We start from the raw sequence: 15,900 nt of genomic DNA, 5'->3' as shown, positions 1-15,900 counted from the left end.
CTTCGTCTCCGCTCCTTCCGCACTGACAACTTCGAGGTGAACCCCGCCATGCCCACCATCCTCTCCATCTCCGGCAGCCCCTCCCCCACCTCCCGCACCGCCCGGCTCCTGCGCGGCCTGGACTCCCGGCTCACCGTCCAGGGACACCAGGTGATCCCACTGGACGTCCGCACGCTTCCGGCCGAGGCGCTGCTGCACGCGGACTTCGGGCATCCGGAGATCGTGCGCGCCACGGAGCTCGTCGCCCGAGCCGACGGTGTGGTCATCGGCACCCCGGTCTACAAGGCCGCTTACTCGGGACTGCTGAAGTCATTGCTCGATCTCCTGCCCCAGTTCGCGCTGGAGGGCAAGACCGTGCTGCCACTGGCGACCGGCGGCAGCACCGCGCATGTGCTGGCCATCGACTACGGGTTGCGCCCCGTGCTCGCCTCCATGGGCCCCGCGCACATCACACCCGGCTGGTTCGTGCTGGACAAGCACATCGAGGTGGGGAAGGACGGGGGCGTGGTGGTGGACCCCAGCACCCGGGAAGCGCTCGAACGGCTCGTCGACCAGTTCTCAGCGGCGCTGAGCGGCTCACACTCGGCCGGCGTGGTCGCCGCGTGACCGCGGGCCGGGGTTCCTCCACCGGCGCGCGGCCGGGCCCCGCGGTGGGCCCGGCCGCGCCCGGTCAGTCGGTGGCCAGTCGGGTCCGCCAGCTGGGTATCGAGGGCTTCCAGTCGAGCGCCTGCCGTATGCGGTCGTTGGAGGCGCCGCGCATGGCGGTCAGCTGGTGGGCGGTGAGCCAGCCCAGCAGCCGCTCGGCCAGTGGCGTCGGCACCGTACGGGGCGGGGGTGCTCCGAGCAGTCGGGCGTATTCGGGCAGCCAGACCGCGGCCTCCGCCGGGTCGTCATCGGCCACGTTGAACACGCCGTCGGTATCCGCCTCGACGGCACGGACCGCGGCCCGTGCGGCGTCCTCGACGTGGAGGAACGAGGTGACGCCGGTGGCGGGCTCGGGCAGTGGCAGCCTGCCGCGCGCCACCGCGCCGCGGATCGCGCCGCCGTGGTGGTAGAGGGTGCCCGGCCCGTACAGGGTCCCGTAGCGCAGGACGGTCCCGGAGAGGTTCGCGGCGCCCAGCACCCGGCGCTCCAGTTCGGTGATCGCGCGGGCGGTGAGCGCCCAGCCCGGATCCGGTGCGTCGACATGGAGCGGCGCGTCCTCGGTGAGCACCGGCCCGCCGCGGGGGGCCGTGGCGAACGCGATGCTCTGCGCCACCATCCGTCGGGCTCCGGCCGCCTCGGCCGCCGCGATCAGATGTGCGGTGCCTTCGGTGCGCAGCCGGGCGGTGCGCTCCAGGCCCTCCGCGGTGGGCCCGCGCAGCGCGGTCAGCTGATGCACCACCACCTCGGGCCGGGCCGAGAGCACCGCCGCGCGCACCGCCTCGGCGTCCAGCGCGTCGGCCACCACGACGCCGTCCAGGCCCAGCCCGGCCGCCCCGGACGGCTCCCGTACCAGCGCGGTGACATGGTGGCCGCGGGCGCTGAGCAGCGGGACCAGCGCCCGGCCGATCACCCCGGTGGCCCCGGCGACGAGGACCCGTGCCGTCATGCCGCGCCTCCCTGGGCCCGCATCAGCAGGCGGCACGCGGGATCGCCGTCCCGCAGACACGCGGTGGCGCAGTTGCGGGTGAGTTCGACCCCGAGCCCCTCCGACCAGCCGGCGTGGATGTCGGTGCACGGGCACTCGTAGCCGTCGAGCGAACCGGCCATCCGGACCATGGTCACGGCGAAGTTCTGCCGCATGGTCAGCTCGATATCGCCGTCCGGGAGCACCGCGGTCCCGCCGTCGCGCAGTTCGTTCGGGAACATCCACTCGGAGCAGGCGTCGTACCGGCGGCGGAGTTCCTCGAGGTCGGCGGCCGGTTTTCCGCCGAACTGGCGGCGGATCCGCTTGCCCACCTGGACGGCCACATACCGCAGCGCCTCGGCGTTGATCTCATTCGCCACGTCGTGTCCGAACCTCTTCGCCACGCCCTGGTACCAGCGCGCGTCGTGCAGCCACCACTGCCGGTACACGTCCATGGTCCTCGGACGGGGGCTCGTGCCGGGACTCGTGCCGGGACTCGTGCCGGGACTCGTGTGGTCGAGCGCGGTCATCGCACCTTCCCGTCCAGCTCGCCGTCGGCCACCCGGGCCCGGAACCGTTCGCGCATCTCCCGCTTGAGCACCTTGCCGGTGGCTCCCTTCACCACCTCGCTCGCGTCCATCCGGAGCGCTCCGGTCAGTTGCGGAAAGCCCTCGGCGGCCAGCACCCGGTTGACGTCGGCCGTCCATCGGGCGTCGTCGCTGTCCGCCTGCGCCGTGTCCCCCGCATCCGCCGCGTCCGCGCGCACCTGCAGCAGGGCGTAGGCGTCGGCCGTCCCGTCGCCGTCCCAGTCCGCGCGTACGCCCTCGGGCGCGACCGCCACCACCGTGCAGTCCTCGAGCTCGGGCAGCTCGCGCAGCAGCAACTCCTCGGTGCGGGTGCTGAACACGATGCCCGCGGGGGTGCGGATCGCGTCCGGCGCGCGGTCCAGGTGGTAGAAGTTTCCCTCCTCGTCCCGATAGGACAGATCGCCGGTGAGCCAGTAGCCACCGAGCCGCAGCCGGTGGAAGGTCAGCGAGTCGTTCCAGTACCCGGGGGTGAGCGTGGGTGAGCGCACACCGAGGCGGCCGATCTCGCCGGGCGGCAGCGGTGTGCCGTCCTCCGAGAGCACCGCCGCCTCGGCGAAGCTCATCGGTTTGCCGACGCAGCGGGAGAACGCCGACTTGCCGGGCCGGTGTCCGTTGTGGAAGAGCGAGTAGCCGGTCTCGGAGGACCCGAGTCCGTCGGTGAAGACGGATCCGGTGATCCGGCGCCGCTTCAGGTCCTGGCCGACCGTCTCATGGCTGCCCTGCTCGATCAGCGCCCTGATATGGGTCTCGTGCGCCGCGTCCCCGGTGTTGTACCACGCCTCCACGCTGGACAGATCGCGCACGGAGAGATCCTGGGCCGCCATCTCCCCGTAGGTTCCGGCGAACGCGAACACCGTGGTGGGGCGGAACGACTCCATGGCGTCCAGGACGTCGACCCCCCGCTGGCTGGACAGCATGCGGACGGGCGAGCGCAGCAGGAAGCCGAACAGCATGACCGAGATGGCGGCGTTGTGCGAGCCGGGCAGCGCGACCAGCAGCCTGCCCATCGCGGAGCCGACCGACAGCTTCAGCCGGTGCAACTGCGCGTACAGCAGGGTTTCATGGGTGTGCGGTACGGCCTTGGGCATACCGGTGGTGCCCGAGGAGTGGGAGATGATGATCGGGTCGGTGGCGTGGTGGGCGTACGGGTAGGCCGCGGGGAGGGGCTCGCGGTTCTCCGTGCGGATGTCGGCCGCCGTGACGCAGAAGCCGAGGCCCAGTTCGGCCCGGTCACGGGCCAGGACCTCGTGGTGGGCCTGGTCGGTGATGGCTCCGACCGCGCCCTGGCGCCGTACGTACTCGCGTGCGATCTCCGGGCGGAGGTTGCCGTTGACGAAGGAGGGGATCGCGCCGAGGGAGGTGAGGGCGAGGAAGTTGACGGCGAACTCGGTGCTGGACCAGGTCTGGATCGCCACCGGGTCGCGGGGCCCGACACCCTGTGCGTGGTACCAGCTCGCGTAGATTTCCACGGCCTCGTGCAGCTCTCCCAGGGTCAGTACCTCGGGGTGGCCGCCGTCCGGGGCCTGCCAGGTGGCGTCGGTCCACAGGACCTGCTCGTCGAGCGATCTGCCGTACGCCTTCAGCCGGTGGATCACATTCCCGGCCCCCAGGGCGGCGTCCTCGCTGATCCGCGCGCGTTCCTGTTTGGTGATCATGGTGTGGTTCCTTGGATTCGGGCGGCCAGCTCGACCAGGCCGCGAAGGGTGCCGTACTCCCCCGAGGGGGCGGGCGGGATGTCGGACTGCGGGCGCGGGAGCGGATCGTCCCGGTCCAGCACGATGGCCACGGCCAGGTCCGCGGCGGGTGGGCCGGTACGAAGCTCGCGATACGCCGCCGTGGTGCGCTCGGTGCCGGTCAGCTCGACCCCGATGAGCACGACGCGGTCCAGCTCCTCGTCCTCCAGCAGCAGTTCCGCGGCGGCCAGCAGCTCATCGGCCGGGTCCGTCACGGTGGACAGGCAGAGCAGCGGCCCGGTGATGGCGAACTCGCGGCTGAGCTGCCCCAGGACCGCGTTCGCGGTGGACTGCATGAACAGCAGCGGATTGTGCACCTGCCCGGCCACGAGCAGACGGCTGCCGAGGTCGAGGGTGGCGGCGTCCCCCATCGTGCTGGCCAGGACCATGGCGGTCCGGTCGCCGTCGCCCGGCCGGGCGGTCAGGCATCGCTCGACGGCCTGGTACACCATCGGGTTGAAGGCGGACTCCACGAAACCGGCGACCGGCGGCGCGGAGGGTCCGGACATCGCGGCGATCATGCTCGCTCCAGTACCAGCGCGGTGTTGGCACCGCCGAACGCGGCGTTGACGGTGAGGGCACGCCGGAGCTCGGCCTTGTGGGGGCGGTTGGGCACATAGTCGAGGTCGCAGTGCGGATCCGGTTCGGTGAACCCGGCGGTGGGCGGCAGCACCCCGTCCCGCAGCGCGAGCAGGGTGATCACGAGTTCCACGACTCCGGACGCCTCCAGCAGATGTCCCGTGGTGCTCTTCGTCGAGCTCACCGGCGTCCGGGCGGCCGCCGCGCCGAAGAGTGTGCGCAAGCCCCGAGTCTCGGCGGGGTCGTTGTACCGGGTGGCGGTGCCATGCGCGTTCACATAGTCGATCCGCGGGCCGCCCGCACGCCGCAGCGCCCGGCGGGCGGCCATGACCAGCCCGGCACCCTCCGGATGGGGCCGGGCGACGTGGTGGGCGTCGCCGGCGGCGCCCCAGCCGGTCAGCGCGCCGAGCGCACGCGCTCCCCGGCGCCGGGCGCTTTCGGCGGATTCGAGCACCACGGCTGCGGCCCCGTCCCCGAGCAGCAGACCGCTGCGGTCGGCGCAGAACGGACGCACCATCCCGTCCCGGGAAAGGGCGAATCCCGAGTCGAACTTGGCCAGGTTCTCCTCCTCCACCAGATACGCCCCGGCGCAGATCGCGGTGTCGGCCCGGCCGGAGGCGATGAGCCGACAGGCGTGTGTGATCGCGGTGGCCGAGGCGACGCACGCGCTGGTGAACGCCTGCCGGGGGCCGCGCACGCCGAGGGTGTCCGCGAGGGCCTCGGCCTGCCACGCGGGCACGGTCTCCGCGGCGCCGCCGGAGTCCACCGCGCCGGGAGAACCGGAAGACCCGGGAGCGCCGGATGAGCTGGGTGAGCCGGGAGCCCCGGGAGCGCCAGGTGCGCCGGGAGCGCCAGGTGCGTCCGCGGCGCGCCAGAAGCGGGTCAGGCCGGTGAAGTCGCCCGCGGTCCCCACCAGGACGGCGGCCTCGGCCCCCGTCGGCAGCCCGGCCATGGCGACCGCCGCCCCGCCGACTTCGGCCAGCACCTCCCGCAGCGGGGCGGCCGGGCCGCCGGTGGCGGCCAGGCCCGTTCGGTACGGGCCGGTGTCGAAGCGGGTGATCGGCGCGAAGGCGGGCCGCCCGTCGAACACGCCCTCCCGCACGGCGTCCGCCCCGGTGCCGAAGGCCGTGCGCACCCCGAATCCGGTCAGCAGCACCTCACGGTCCATGAACGCCCACCAGGTAGTCGGTGATCCGGCGTATCGAGGTGAATTCGGCGAGGAAGGCGTCGGCCGGCTCGATCTCCAGGCCGTAGCGCAGCTCCAGTTGGTGCAGGAACCACACCAGCCCCAGTGAGTCCAGGGCGAGTTCGGCGTCGTCGTCCAGGCCGGGCGGCAGATCGGCGAAAATCTTGGGATCGGACAGCAGCTCCCGGACGGCGTCGGTGGTGATCCTCGGCCGGGCTTCGGATTCCGCGGTCATGCCGTGGCGCCCCGCTCCACCACATCGTTGATCAGGTCGCCCAGGTTCATCGCGCCGGCCTGCTCGATGTCGCTGTCGGGGAACTTCACATCGAACCGGCGCTCCAGGCGGAGGAGCAGCTCGATCAGGCCCAGTGAGTCGATGTCGATTCCACCGGTGCCCATGGGGCTGTCATCGCTGATCTCGTCCGCGGCGAGCGGATGGTTCATCTCCTCGCTGATCGTGCTGAGCACGAACTCTCGGATCTCCTTCTGCAAGGCCGTCTGCGTCTCCATGGTGTGCAACCTTTCTGTGCCACAGGGGGTCGTTGCGGGGTGGTCGGCAAGGGGCGGTCAGCCGGGTCAGCGGTCGGGGGCGCGGGCGAGCAGGGCATCGCGGCGCCTGACCAGCTTGCCGTTGGAGGTGCGGGGCAGATCCGCCAGTACGTGGACGACGCGGGGCACCTTGTAGTCGGCCAGCCGGTCCCGGCACCAGTGCAGCAACTCCCTCGTCGAGGGGCCGTCCGCCGCGACCGAGACATAGGCTTCGGTGGCACCGGCGTGCACGACCACGGCCCCGCTGACCCCGGGGTGCCGGCGCAGTACGGCCTCCACCTCGGTCAGGTCGACCTTGAGGCCGCCGATGACCACCAGGGAGTCGCCGCGGCCCAGCAGCCGTACGGCGCCGGAGGGGTCCAGCTCGGCCCGGTCATGGGTGCGCAGCCAGCCGTCGGCGAACCGGTCGCCGCCGGAGGCGTGCAGATACGGTGAGCCGTCCGGCAGACAGACGTCCAGCTCGCCCTCGCGGATCCGCAAGAGCACACCGGGCGCCGCCCGGCCGACCGAGGGCCGCGAGGCGCCGCTCACCTCCATCGCGATGACGCCCGTCTCGGTGGTCCCGTACGACTCGCCGACCCCGGTGCCGAACCGTTCGGCGAATCGCGCGGCGGTCTGCGGCGGCATGATCTCCCCACCGGAGACCGCCGCGCGCAGGGCGGGCAGGGCGGGCAGGTCCCGGGCGGTGCTCAGCAGTTCGTAATGGAACGGGGTACCGAAGATCACGTGGACGTCATGGCGCCCGGCGGCGCCGAGGATGTCCTTGGCCGACACCCGTGGCGCGAAGACCGCCGAGACGCCCGCGGCGAGGGAGTGCAGCACCCCGGCGATCAGGCCGAAACTGTGCGCGGTCGAGCTCAGCAGCAGCACCCGCTCGCCCAGGACCGGCATCCCCTCGATCCGGGTGAACCGCTCGATCTCGGCCGACAGGGAGGCCGCGGTCCGTCCGATCACCTTGGGCAGCCCGGTGGAGCCCGAGCTGAACTGCACCAGCTTGTGCTCGGTCGTCGCCGGGCGACCGTCCGGGTACCGGGAGGTGACCACCTCGTACCTGGGCTCGAACTTGAGCGGTGAGCGGCCCACCGTACCCGCGTCGACGAGGAACTGCGGGTGGCACAGCGCGCGCAGGGCGTCCACTTCGGACGGTTTGAGCCGGTGGTCGACCAGCATCACCTGGGCGCCCAGCCGCCACAGCGCGAGCAGCACCTCTATCTGGGTGCAGCTCGGCGGGATCTGGAGCATCACCGTATGCCCCTCGCCGATGCCGTGCCCGGCGAAGACCGCCGCCTCCATGTCCACGGCGGCCCGGACCTCGCCACGGCTCACCGGGTGGTCGCCGTGGACGAGGTAGGGCAGCTCGTCGGGATGGGCGTCGAACAGCGTGTCGAGGAGCTCCCGCATGCCGACGCTCATCAGTGTTCCTTGCAGAACTCGCCGATGGGGAAGCCCACATGGCGCTGGTCCGTGGCCAGGTAGCCGAGCAGCTCGTCGCCCTGCCGCAGCTCGGTGACGTTGAGGACCTTGCCGCCGGGCCCGAGCACCCGCACATGCCAGTCGTCCTGGACGGTCAGGCTCACCACGGTGTCGTCGGCCGACCGCGCGGTGATGGTCAGCAGCGGACGGGACTCCAGCTTGGCCCGGCCGACCGTGACCGGCCGGGTCCGGCCCTCGGAGTTGACGGCCAGGGTCGTGCTGCCCGAGCCCAGCTCGCTCAGGTAGTTGGTCCGGTTCTCCGGGCCGAGCACATAGGAGTGCAGGGCACCGGCGTTGACCCGGAACGGACGGGTCGGCATGTACGGCAGCGGATGGGTCTCGCTGCAGCACAGGATGAAGCCGGTCGAGTACGAGCCGACCAGGATGCCCTCGTCCTCGGCGAAGTGGGTGCAGGTGTCCACGCACACCCGGTCGCCGAGCCCGTGGTGCTCGATGCGGTCGACGGTCAGCGTGGTCAGCTCCAGCGGGGAGGTTCCGGCCTCCAGCAGCCGGGCCAGCGCGAACACCTCGCCGGCGTCGGAGGGAGCCAACAGGACTCCGTCCGAGCCGCGTTCGAGCACGTCCAGCACGGTGGCGGCTTCTTCCAGGTCCGCGCAGACGGTGATCAGCTTTCCGGCGGAGCGGTCCGCCGCGGCGAGCACGATCTCCAGGGGGATCTTGGTCGGGTCGGCGAAGCGGACCACGGTGTGGGGCAGCGCGACCGCGGCGGCGCACGCCAGTCGCAGCGACGGTTCGTCGTGCACATCGACCCAGGCCGCGTCGGCGTCGAGGCCGTACAGCTGCTTCTCCTCGGTCACCGCCGCGGTGGTGACGGCGGTGACGGTCGGGGGCAGCGACTTGAGGACGGATTCGTCATCGCAGAGCACACCCTGCATCCGGGTGTGGATGGCGGCGTCCACGACGGATTCGAGCCGGGCCTGCGGAACGGTGCGGAGGTCGATCCATGCGAACTTCATGCGGCTCCTGTCGCGATCGTCGAGGGGTGGGGGGTCGTTCCGGCTTCGGCGGCGTGCACAACGGCGGCGAGCCGTGCCACCAGCGAGGAGGGTGAGGGCGAGGAGAAGATCCGGCGGCCCACCGCGAGGCCCCGGCAGCCCGCGAGCATCAACGAGGTCCCATGGCTGACCAGGTCCGAGCCGTCGGGCGGGCCGCCCGCGGCGAGGATCGGCAGCGGACAGCTGTTCACCACCTCGGCCATCCGCTCCATCGGCAGGGCGATCGAGGTCTTCACGAGGTCGGCGCCGAGATCCGCGGCGATGTTGACGGCATGGGCGAGCAGCGCCGGGTCGTGCGGATCGGCGATCCGCGGCCCCCTCGGGTAGATCATCGCGAGCAGCGGCATGTTCCAGAGGTCGCACGAGGCCGCGACGGTCCCGAGATCCCTGAGTTGCCGGTGCTCGGTGTCCGAGCCGAGATTCACATGCACGCTCACCGCGTCCGCGCCCAGCCGTACGGCCTCTTCGACGTCGCCGACGAGCACCTTGGCGTCGGTGTCGGCCGCGTGCACGGTGCCCGCGCTCAAGTGGACCACCAGAGCGCAGTGGCGCAGGATGTCCGGTGCGATCGCCCGCGCCCGGCCCTTGTGGACGACGACCGCGTCCGCGCCGCCGTCCACCAGCGCCCTCAGCAGTCCGTTCCAGCGGGCCTGGGACACCACCGGCCCATCGGACACACTGTGGTCGAGCGGGACGAAAAGATATCTTCCGTCCCCCGCGACCGAGAGCCTCCGCATCCGGAATGATTTACCAATATCGGTCATGTGCCAGGCACACCTCTCCCAAGGGGCGAACGAACGCAGAGGATTGCGGAGACAGAATGGCACGGCTATGCAAAAGCGAGCGGATATCGAATCTCCATAACTCTGCGGTTATGTGACTCTGAGGAATTTCTGAGATTGCTCTGACAGGCTGTCCGACGGCTATTCCGCCGGAGCCGAAACCGCGTTTTCCAGGAGGCTGGTTTGACCGCCTTGACCGACCCGGTTCGCATCTCGATCGCCTGTCACGGCGGACGTGGTCACACCGCCAGGCTGGGTGAGGCCGTACGAGCCGGGGCGAGCCGGGTTCCACACACCGAGGTCACATCCATCCAGGTCGACCGGATCACCGATCAGGAATGGCATCGGCTCGACGACGCCGACGCGATCATCTTCGGTGCCCCGACCTATATGGGCACGGCCTCATCGGCCTTCCACACCTTCGCGGAGGCGAGCGCCAGACGCTGGCTCACCCGCCGCTGGCAGGACAAACTGGCGGCGGGTTTCACCAACTCCGGCTCGATGGCCGGGGACAAGGCCGGCACCCTGGGCTATTTCGCCACCTTCGCCGCACAGCACGGCATGCTCTGGGTCAGCCTCGGGCTGGCCCCCGGCTGGAACTCCTCCGGCGGCGGCGAGTTCGACCTGAACCGGCTCGGTTTCTACCAGGGCGCCGCCGCGCAGTCCCCCGTGGACGACAGAACGGGGACGGTGCACAAGTCCGACCTCGCCACCGCGGAACATCTCGGACACCGGGTCGCGGAGCTCACCCGGACCGTCGTCGCGGGCAGACGAGCGCTGGAGTCGTGAGCCACCGACCCGCCGCGTCGGCCGCGGCCGGGGACGAGGACCATGCCGTGGCCGCCTCCGCCCGGCAGTGGTGGACCGTGGCCGTGGCGGTCCTGGCGCAGACGCTGGTCCTGCTGGACAACACGGTCCTCAACGTGGCGATGGAAACCCTCGCCGATCCGATCCACGGGCTCGGGGCGAGCGCGGCGGACCTGGCGTGGGCCAACGCCTCGTACTCGCTGGTCTTCGCCGCGGGCAGCTTCGCCGGTGGCGCGCTCGCCGACCGCTACGGGCCGCGTCGCACGCTGGTCGCCGGGCTGACGCTGCTGGCCTGCGCCTCCGCGCTGGCCGCGTTCTCCGATGGGGCCACGGAGTTGATCGTCACCCGTGGTTTCATGGGCGCGGGCGGGGCGCTGATCACACCGGCGACGCTGGCGATCGTCACCCGCGGTACCGCGCCGGCCGACCGGACCCGGGCGATCGCGGTCTGGGCCTCCGCGGGCGGCGCCGCCGTCGCGCTCGGACCGGTGGTGGGCGGTGCGCTGCTGACCCGGTTCTGGTGGGGCTCGGTTTTCCTGGTCAACCTTCCGGTGGTGGCGGTCTGCCTGGTCGGCGTGGCTCTCCTGGTGCCCGAGCTGCGCTACGCCGAGCGCAGGGTGCTCGACCCACTGGGCCTGACGCTCTCCGTACTGGGGCTGGGCCTTGTGGTGTACGGCGTCATCCGGGGCGGCCGCCCGTCCGGCTGGACGAGCCCGGCCGCGCTGCTGCCCGTGGCGCTCGGCCTCGTACTGCTGGCGGCGTTCGTGGTGTCGCAGAGCCGCCGGGCGGTGCCGGGTTTCGATGTGCGCCTGTTCACCGAGGCGCGCTTCGCGGGCGGCAGCGTGACCCTGCTGCTGCTCTTCTTCGGCCTGGCGGGGCAGCTCTTCTACTGCGCCTTCTATCTGCAGGGGGTGCACGGACTGTCGACGCTGGCCGCCGGGGCCGTGATGTCGGCCGCCGCGGGCGGCATCGTCCTCGGCAACCAGGTCTCCCCCGCCCTGTCGCGGCTGCTGACCGTCCGCTGGTGCGCGGTCGCCGGGATACTCCTGTCGAGCGCCACCTTCGGCGGCTATCTGCTCTTCGACGCGGACACCCCGGTGGCCTGGATCGCCGGGACGCTGTTCGCGCAAGGCGTCGGTATCGGGCTGGTGGTCGCGCCCATGACGGCGGAGATGATGGCCGCCCTGCCACCGCGGTACACCGGGGCCGGCGCGGCGATCAACGCCGCGGCCCGGCCGGTGGGCAGCACACTCGGCGTCGCGGTGCTCGGCTCGGTCCTCGCCACCGCCTATCGCGGGGCCGTCCGGCCCGCCCTCACCGAACTGCCTCCCGGGCCGCGGGAGAAGGCCCTGGACTCCGCGGAGGCCGCCCGGGCGGTGGCGAGGTCGCTGAACCGGCCCGAGCTCCTCGCCGCCGCGGACCGGGCCTATCTGCACGCCATGTACGTCACCGCCGCGTGGACGGCGCTGCTGTCCCTGGCCGGTGCCGTCCTCGTCATCGGATATTTCCGGCCGCGACCATCAACGACGGAGGCAGCAAGTGGATATGGGGCTGCGCCATCTTCGAATCGTGCTCACCGTGGCTGAATCGGGCAGCATCAGCCATGCGGCCGCCACCTTGAAGATCGCCCAATCCGGCCTGTCCACACAGCTCAGACGCATTGAGCAGGAATTCGGCGGGCCGCTGTTCCGCCGCCGCCCGAACGGCGTGGTGCCGACCGAGCTCGGCGTCCATGTACTGGGGAGGGCCAGGCAGTTGCTCGACGAGTTCGGCGATCTGCTCTCCACGGCGCGGGCACTGGCCCAGCCGGCCGAGCCGCCGCGGGCCGTCGGACTGGGCGGAGTGGACAACCCCTGGGTGCCTCTGATCGCCGCGCTCGTCCGGGAGCGGCTGCCGCACCATGAACAGCTGACCTATCTGGAGCCCTCGTCCCAGGCCGTACTGGAGCTGCTGCGCACCGAGAAGATCGCGCTCGCGGTCATCAGCGAGTTCCCGGACGTCGTGCCGCCAGCGGTCCGCGAGTTCGCCGTCCGCGACCTCGACACCGAACCGGTGCTGATCGGGCTGTCCTCCGGCCACCGGCTGGCCCACCGGCAGCTGATCACCCTCGAGGAACTGGCCGAGGACACCTGGGTCGCGCCCGGCGACCGCTCCGACGGTCTCGGCCTGAGCCTGAGGATCGCCTGTGAGCGTGCGGGGTTCACCCCCCGGTTCCGGTACTTCGGCGCCGACCAGACGACCGCGGCGGCCATCGTGAGCGCGGGGAACGCGATCGGGGCCTTCTTCGCACCGGGCGACCACTGCCCGGGGGTCTCGTTGAAGCGGCTGGCGAACGGCCGGCTGTGGCGCCGGACCCGGCTGGTGTGGGACGCCGAGTCGCCGCTGGCCGGGCTCGCCGAGGACCTCGACGGCGGCGCGCTCGACTGGCGCCGGCCGTACGCCTCATGAGCCCGGCCGTGGACCCGACCGGCTCAGCCCCCGGGAACGTCGGGCCGTCTGCCTCCGACGGAGAGGCACGACGCGATCGTCCGCTCCCGCGGAACCTCCTCCCCCACCCCGCGCCGCCGGCAGCTCCACGGTGAACAGCGCACCGTGCCCCGGCCGCCCCTCGGCGGTGATCCGCCCTCCATGGCTCTCGACCACCTCGCGGGCCAGCGCCAGTCCGAGCCCGAACCGTCTGCCGCGGCCGGCGGAACCCCTGGCGAACCGCTCGAAGAGGCGCGCGGTCTCCTCCGGTGCGAACCCCACTCCGGTGTCGCGTACGGACAGCGACACGATGCCGGGAAGCGGGGCGTCCACCGATACCACCACCTCCCCGCCGGGCGGGGTGTGCCCCATCGCGTTGTCGACCAGCGCGGCGATCACCCGGCGCAGGGCCGGCGCGGTGCCCACCACCACAGGCCGCCCCGGCCCGGGCCGCAGCCGCACGGCCAGCCCCATCTCCTGGGCCCGGGCGTCCTCGGCGGACACCGCCTCCTCGGCGAGCGCGGTCAGGTCGACCGGATCGCGGGACCCCGGCGACTGGGACAGCCGCGCGGACAGCAGCAGGTCGTCGATGACGTCACCGAGCTGCCGGGTGCCGGTCACCAGGCGCTGGAGGTCGGTGGCCAGCTGCTGGGGGGTCTCCGAGCCGGAGCGCCGGGCCAGCAGCTGGGCACGGGTGTGCAGCTGGGTCAGCGGGGTGCGCAGTTCATGGCTGGCGTCCGCGACGAACCGCCGCTGCCGGTCCAGTGCCTCGGAGAGCGGCTCCATCGACCGTCGCGCGAGCATGCCGCTGGCGGCCGCGACGAGCAGCAGACCGACCGCCTCGGCCGCCGCGAAGGCGAGCAGCAGATGGTTGCGGTCGGCGCGCTGGAACCGTTCCCCGTACGCCGCCTGGACGAGCTCCGAGCCACGCCGGTCGGTGCGCACCGTGTACTGCTCACCGCCTCGCTCCACCCGTTCCAGCACCGGAGGAGCGCCCGCGCGGACCGCGGCCAGGCTGGATCTCACGGGCAGTCCGGCGGGGGTGCCGGGGGTGCTGCTGACCGCTCCGTCCCGCTCCACGGTCATCCACACACAGACCGGCGGGCTGTCGACGGTGTTGTGGTCGATGCCCCACTGGGTCTCCCGCTCCGCGTCGGCGCGCTGGGCGAACAGCACGACGGTGTAGACGATGCCCCCGACGATCAGCATGATCACCGACATCACCAGCGAGATCCGCCAGGTGATCGTCCACTGGGCGGCGGCGAGCCTGCGCTGCTCGGGGCTCCGCGCCGGGCGGCGCGGGAAACGGATCGGCGTCGCCTTCACAGCGCCCCCAGCTGGTAGCCGCGTCCCCGCACGGTGCGGACGACGTCGCGGCCCAGTTTCCGCCGCAGGTAGTAGACATAGGTGTCGACGATGGACTCCGCCGAGGTGTCGGGGAAGACACGCTCCCGGAGGTGTGCGCGCTCGTACACGATCCTGGGGCCTTCGGCGAGCGCGTGGAGCAGTCCGAATTCCCGCAAGGAGAGTTCGACGCCCGTGCCGTCGGCCAGGCGCACCTCGCGGCGCCGGAGGTCGAGCTCTCCGTCGCCGAGCGGAAGGACTTCCGCGTCGACGAGGTCGCGCCGGCGCAGCGCCCTTACCCTCGCCAGCAGTTCGTCCACTTCGAAGGGCTTCACCAGGTAGTCGTCCGCGCCGGAGTCGAGGCCGGTGACACGCTCGTCGAGTGCGCCCAGCGCGGTCAGCACCAGCACCCGGGTGGTGACACCGACCCTTCGTAATCGTTTGACCAGGTCCAGGCCCTCGATACCCGGAAGCATCCGGTCGATGACCATCACCTGATGTTGTCGTCCCAGAGCGAGATGAAGCCCCCGTTGGCCATCGAATGCGACATCGACGTCGTACCCCTCTGAGTTGAACAATTCGGCCAGCATATCTGCGGTTTCCCGGTCGTCCTCGACCAGTAACAGCCGTGTCTGATCCGCGGTCGACCGGTCTATATCGGCTGGGTAGATCATTCGCTCATCTTGGCCCAATCCGCGTCGGTACGACGTCAGGGGTGCGAAACAGGGTCGTGAAGGCGCCAGAAATGACTCTCGGGGATCCCGGTGCGGGTCCGCCGAGTATTCGAAGGGCCTCTGTCGTCCCGATGGCGCGGACCGTGTCAGCTCCTCACGACGCCGCGCAGGAGCAGGTCGATGAGCCGGGTGGCCAGGTCGCGCCGGTCCTCGTCGGCGGCCATGAGGCTGATCCCGCCGAGGGCCATCAGCACGTCCTGGGCGTCGACCTCCGGCCGGGCCACCGACCGGCCCTCCCCGGACGACAGCAGGTGGCCGATCGCCTCGGCGAGCAGGGCCCGGGTGTGCAGCCGCTCGCTGTCGTCGGTCAGCACCACTCTCAGCGCGTCGGCCATCCCGCTCTTGGCGGCCATGAAGTCGATAAAGCGCTCCATCCAGGTCCGCAGCGCGTCCACCGGCGGCAGTGTGGCGGCGAGGTGCGGCGCCGCCTCGCACAGGCGCCGCACTTCCTGTCGGTAGACCGCCTCGACCAGGAGTTCCTTCGACGGGAACCGGCGGTAGAGCGTGCCGACGCCGACACCGGCCTCGCGGGCGATGTCCTTGACCGAGGCCCCCGCTCCCTCGCGGGCGAACACGGCCGCCGCCGTCTCCAGCAGCCGGTCCTCGTTGCGTTGCGCGTCGGCGCGCAGCGGCCTGCGATGCCGCGCCGCGTTCCCCTCGATGCCGGTCAATCCGGGTCCCCTCTCGCCATCACTTGCAACCGGAACCAGTTCCGCTTACCGTCGAGAGGCGAACCGGAACCCGTTCCGGATACGAGCGTACGACGGCCCACCGCCACCGCGCCACCGGCCGCGCGCCCGCCCCCATGCCACCATCTCCCTGGAGCGCGTCATGACCGACCACCTCATCACCACCCCCTTCGGGGCCCGGACGACCGCCGCCGAGGTACTGGACGGCGTCGACCTCACCGGCAAGCGAGCCATCGTCACCGGAGCGGCCTCCGGCATCGGGCGCGAAACCGCACGCGTCCTGGCCGCCGCCGGTGCCGAGGTCACCATCGGCGTCCGCGACCTGGCCGCGGGCGCGGGGGCCGCC

At 71.8% G+C, this 15,900-nt stretch carries 18 protein-coding genes; 5 read left to right on the top strand and 13 right to left on the bottom strand.

The annotated features are described in order from the left end of the window. The first annotated feature begins 48 nt into the window (after nucleotides 1-48). Nucleotides 49-606 (top strand): NADPH-dependent FMN reductase, encoded by a 558-nt coding sequence (gene ssuE / locus ACFXB5_RS04420; RefSeq protein WP_385202254.1) that lies wholly within the window; start codon nucleotides 49-51, stop codon nucleotides 604-606. Between the two features lie 64 nt (nucleotides 607-670). On the opposite strand, the gene ACFXB5_RS04415 is transcribed toward ssuE, so the two are convergent. The 10 genes from ACFXB5_RS04415 to ACFXB5_RS04370 form a co-directional block, all read right to left on the bottom strand. Further along, nucleotides 671-1,591, bottom strand: a complete 921-nt coding sequence (locus ACFXB5_RS04415) for an NAD-dependent epimerase/dehydratase family protein (RefSeq protein WP_385202252.1) — start codon at nucleotides 1,589-1,591, stop codon at nucleotides 671-673. Continuing rightward, nucleotides 1,588-2,139 carry a hypothetical protein gene (locus ACFXB5_RS04410; RefSeq protein ID WP_385202250.1) on the bottom strand — a complete coding sequence of 184 codons (552 nt, stop codon included), beginning with the start codon at nucleotides 2,137-2,139 and terminating at the stop codon, nucleotides 1,588-1,590. Before ACFXB5_RS04410 ends, ACFXB5_RS04415 begins: the two co-directional genes overlap by 4 nt. Beyond that, nucleotides 2,136-3,851, bottom strand: coding sequence for a class I adenylate-forming enzyme family protein (locus ACFXB5_RS04405; protein WP_385202249.1), 1,716 nt, complete (start codon nucleotides 3,849-3,851; stop codon nucleotides 2,136-2,138). Before ACFXB5_RS04405 ends, ACFXB5_RS04410 begins: the two co-directional genes overlap by 4 nt. Then, complete coding sequence (locus ACFXB5_RS04400; RefSeq protein ID WP_385202247.1) at nucleotides 3,848-4,438, bottom strand: hypothetical protein; 591 nt, start codon at nucleotides 4,436-4,438, stop codon at nucleotides 3,848-3,850. Before ACFXB5_RS04400 ends, ACFXB5_RS04405 begins: the two co-directional genes overlap by 4 nt. A gap of 8 nt (nucleotides 4,439-4,446) precedes the next feature. Continuing rightward, complete coding sequence (locus tag ACFXB5_RS04395; RefSeq protein ID WP_385202245.1) at nucleotides 4,447-5,676, bottom strand: beta-ketoacyl-[acyl-carrier-protein] synthase family protein; 1,230 nt, start codon at nucleotides 5,674-5,676, stop codon at nucleotides 4,447-4,449. Further along, nucleotides 5,666-5,929, bottom strand: coding sequence for a phosphopantetheine-binding protein (locus ACFXB5_RS04390; RefSeq protein ID WP_191063597.1), 264 nt, complete (start codon nucleotides 5,927-5,929; stop codon nucleotides 5,666-5,668). Before ACFXB5_RS04390 ends, ACFXB5_RS04395 begins: the two co-directional genes overlap by 11 nt. Then, nucleotides 5,926-6,204, bottom strand: a complete 279-nt coding sequence (locus ACFXB5_RS04385) for a phosphopantetheine-binding protein (protein ID WP_198276827.1) — start codon at nucleotides 6,202-6,204, stop codon at nucleotides 5,926-5,928. Before ACFXB5_RS04385 ends, ACFXB5_RS04390 begins: the two co-directional genes overlap by 4 nt. 66 nt (nucleotides 6,205-6,270) lie before the next feature. Continuing rightward, complete coding sequence (locus ACFXB5_RS04380) at nucleotides 6,271-7,656, bottom strand: class I adenylate-forming enzyme family protein (RefSeq protein ID WP_385202244.1); 1,386 nt, start codon at nucleotides 7,654-7,656, stop codon at nucleotides 6,271-6,273. Beyond that, nucleotides 7,656-8,693 (bottom strand): 3-dehydroquinate synthase II family protein, encoded by a 1,038-nt coding sequence (locus tag ACFXB5_RS04375; protein ID WP_385202242.1) that lies wholly within the window; start codon nucleotides 8,691-8,693, stop codon nucleotides 7,656-7,658. Before ACFXB5_RS04375 ends, ACFXB5_RS04380 begins: the two co-directional genes overlap by 1 nt. Then, entirely contained in the window at nucleotides 8,690-9,496 is an 807-nt protein-coding gene (locus tag ACFXB5_RS04370) for a 2-amino-3,7-dideoxy-D-threo-hept-6-ulosonate synthase (RefSeq protein ID WP_385202240.1), read from the bottom strand. The genes ACFXB5_RS04375 and ACFXB5_RS04370 overlap by 4 nt, the downstream gene beginning before the upstream one ends. Nucleotides 9,497-9,706: 210 nt before the next feature. On the opposite strand from ACFXB5_RS04370, the gene ACFXB5_RS04365 reads away from it, so the two are divergent. From ACFXB5_RS04365 to ACFXB5_RS04355, 3 genes are read left to right on the top strand one after another with little or no spacing between them, the layout of a single operon-like run. Continuing rightward, on the top strand, nucleotides 9,707-10,303 hold the full coding sequence (locus tag ACFXB5_RS04365) for a flavodoxin family protein (protein WP_385202401.1): 597 nt from the start codon (nucleotides 9,707-9,709) through the stop codon (nucleotides 10,301-10,303). Next, a complete protein-coding gene (locus ACFXB5_RS04360; protein ID WP_385202238.1) occupies nucleotides 10,300-11,907 on the top strand; it encodes an MFS transporter in 1,608 nt (535 codons plus the stop codon). Before ACFXB5_RS04365 ends, ACFXB5_RS04360 begins: the two co-directional genes overlap by 4 nt. Continuing rightward, a complete protein-coding gene (locus tag ACFXB5_RS04355) occupies nucleotides 11,891-12,769 on the top strand; it encodes a LysR family transcriptional regulator (protein ID WP_385202236.1) in 879 nt (292 codons plus the stop codon). Before ACFXB5_RS04360 ends, ACFXB5_RS04355 begins: the two co-directional genes overlap by 17 nt. On the opposite strand, the gene ACFXB5_RS04350 is transcribed toward ACFXB5_RS04355, so the two are convergent. The 3 genes from ACFXB5_RS04350 to ACFXB5_RS04340 form a co-directional block, all read right to left on the bottom strand. Then, entirely contained in the window at nucleotides 12,764-14,113 is a 1,350-nt protein-coding gene (locus tag ACFXB5_RS04350) for a sensor histidine kinase (RefSeq protein WP_385202234.1), read from the bottom strand. The genes ACFXB5_RS04355 and ACFXB5_RS04350 overlap by 6 nt on opposite strands. After that, nucleotides 14,110-14,805 carry a response regulator transcription factor gene (locus tag ACFXB5_RS04345; RefSeq protein ID WP_385202232.1) on the bottom strand — a complete coding sequence of 232 codons (696 nt, stop codon included), beginning with the start codon at nucleotides 14,803-14,805 and terminating at the stop codon, nucleotides 14,110-14,112. Before ACFXB5_RS04345 ends, ACFXB5_RS04350 begins: the two co-directional genes overlap by 4 nt. Before the next feature lie 146 nt (nucleotides 14,806-14,951). After that, entirely contained in the window at nucleotides 14,952-15,536 is a 585-nt protein-coding gene (locus ACFXB5_RS04340) for a TetR/AcrR family transcriptional regulator (protein WP_385202230.1), read from the bottom strand. 160 nt (nucleotides 15,537-15,696) lie between these two features. On the opposite strand from ACFXB5_RS04340, the gene ACFXB5_RS04335 reads away from it, so the two are divergent. Beyond that, on the top strand, nucleotides 15,697-15,900 hold a 204-nt coding region (locus ACFXB5_RS04335; protein WP_385202228.1), incomplete at its 3' end, for an SDR family NAD(P)-dependent oxidoreductase.

The sequence above is a fragment of the Streptomyces sp. NPDC059455 genome, from assembly GCF_042750115.1.
Lineage (GTDB): Bacteria > Actinomycetota > Actinomycetes > Streptomycetales > Streptomycetaceae > Streptomyces > Streptomyces endocoffeicus.
This window is presented reverse-complemented; position numbering and strand designations above follow the sequence as displayed.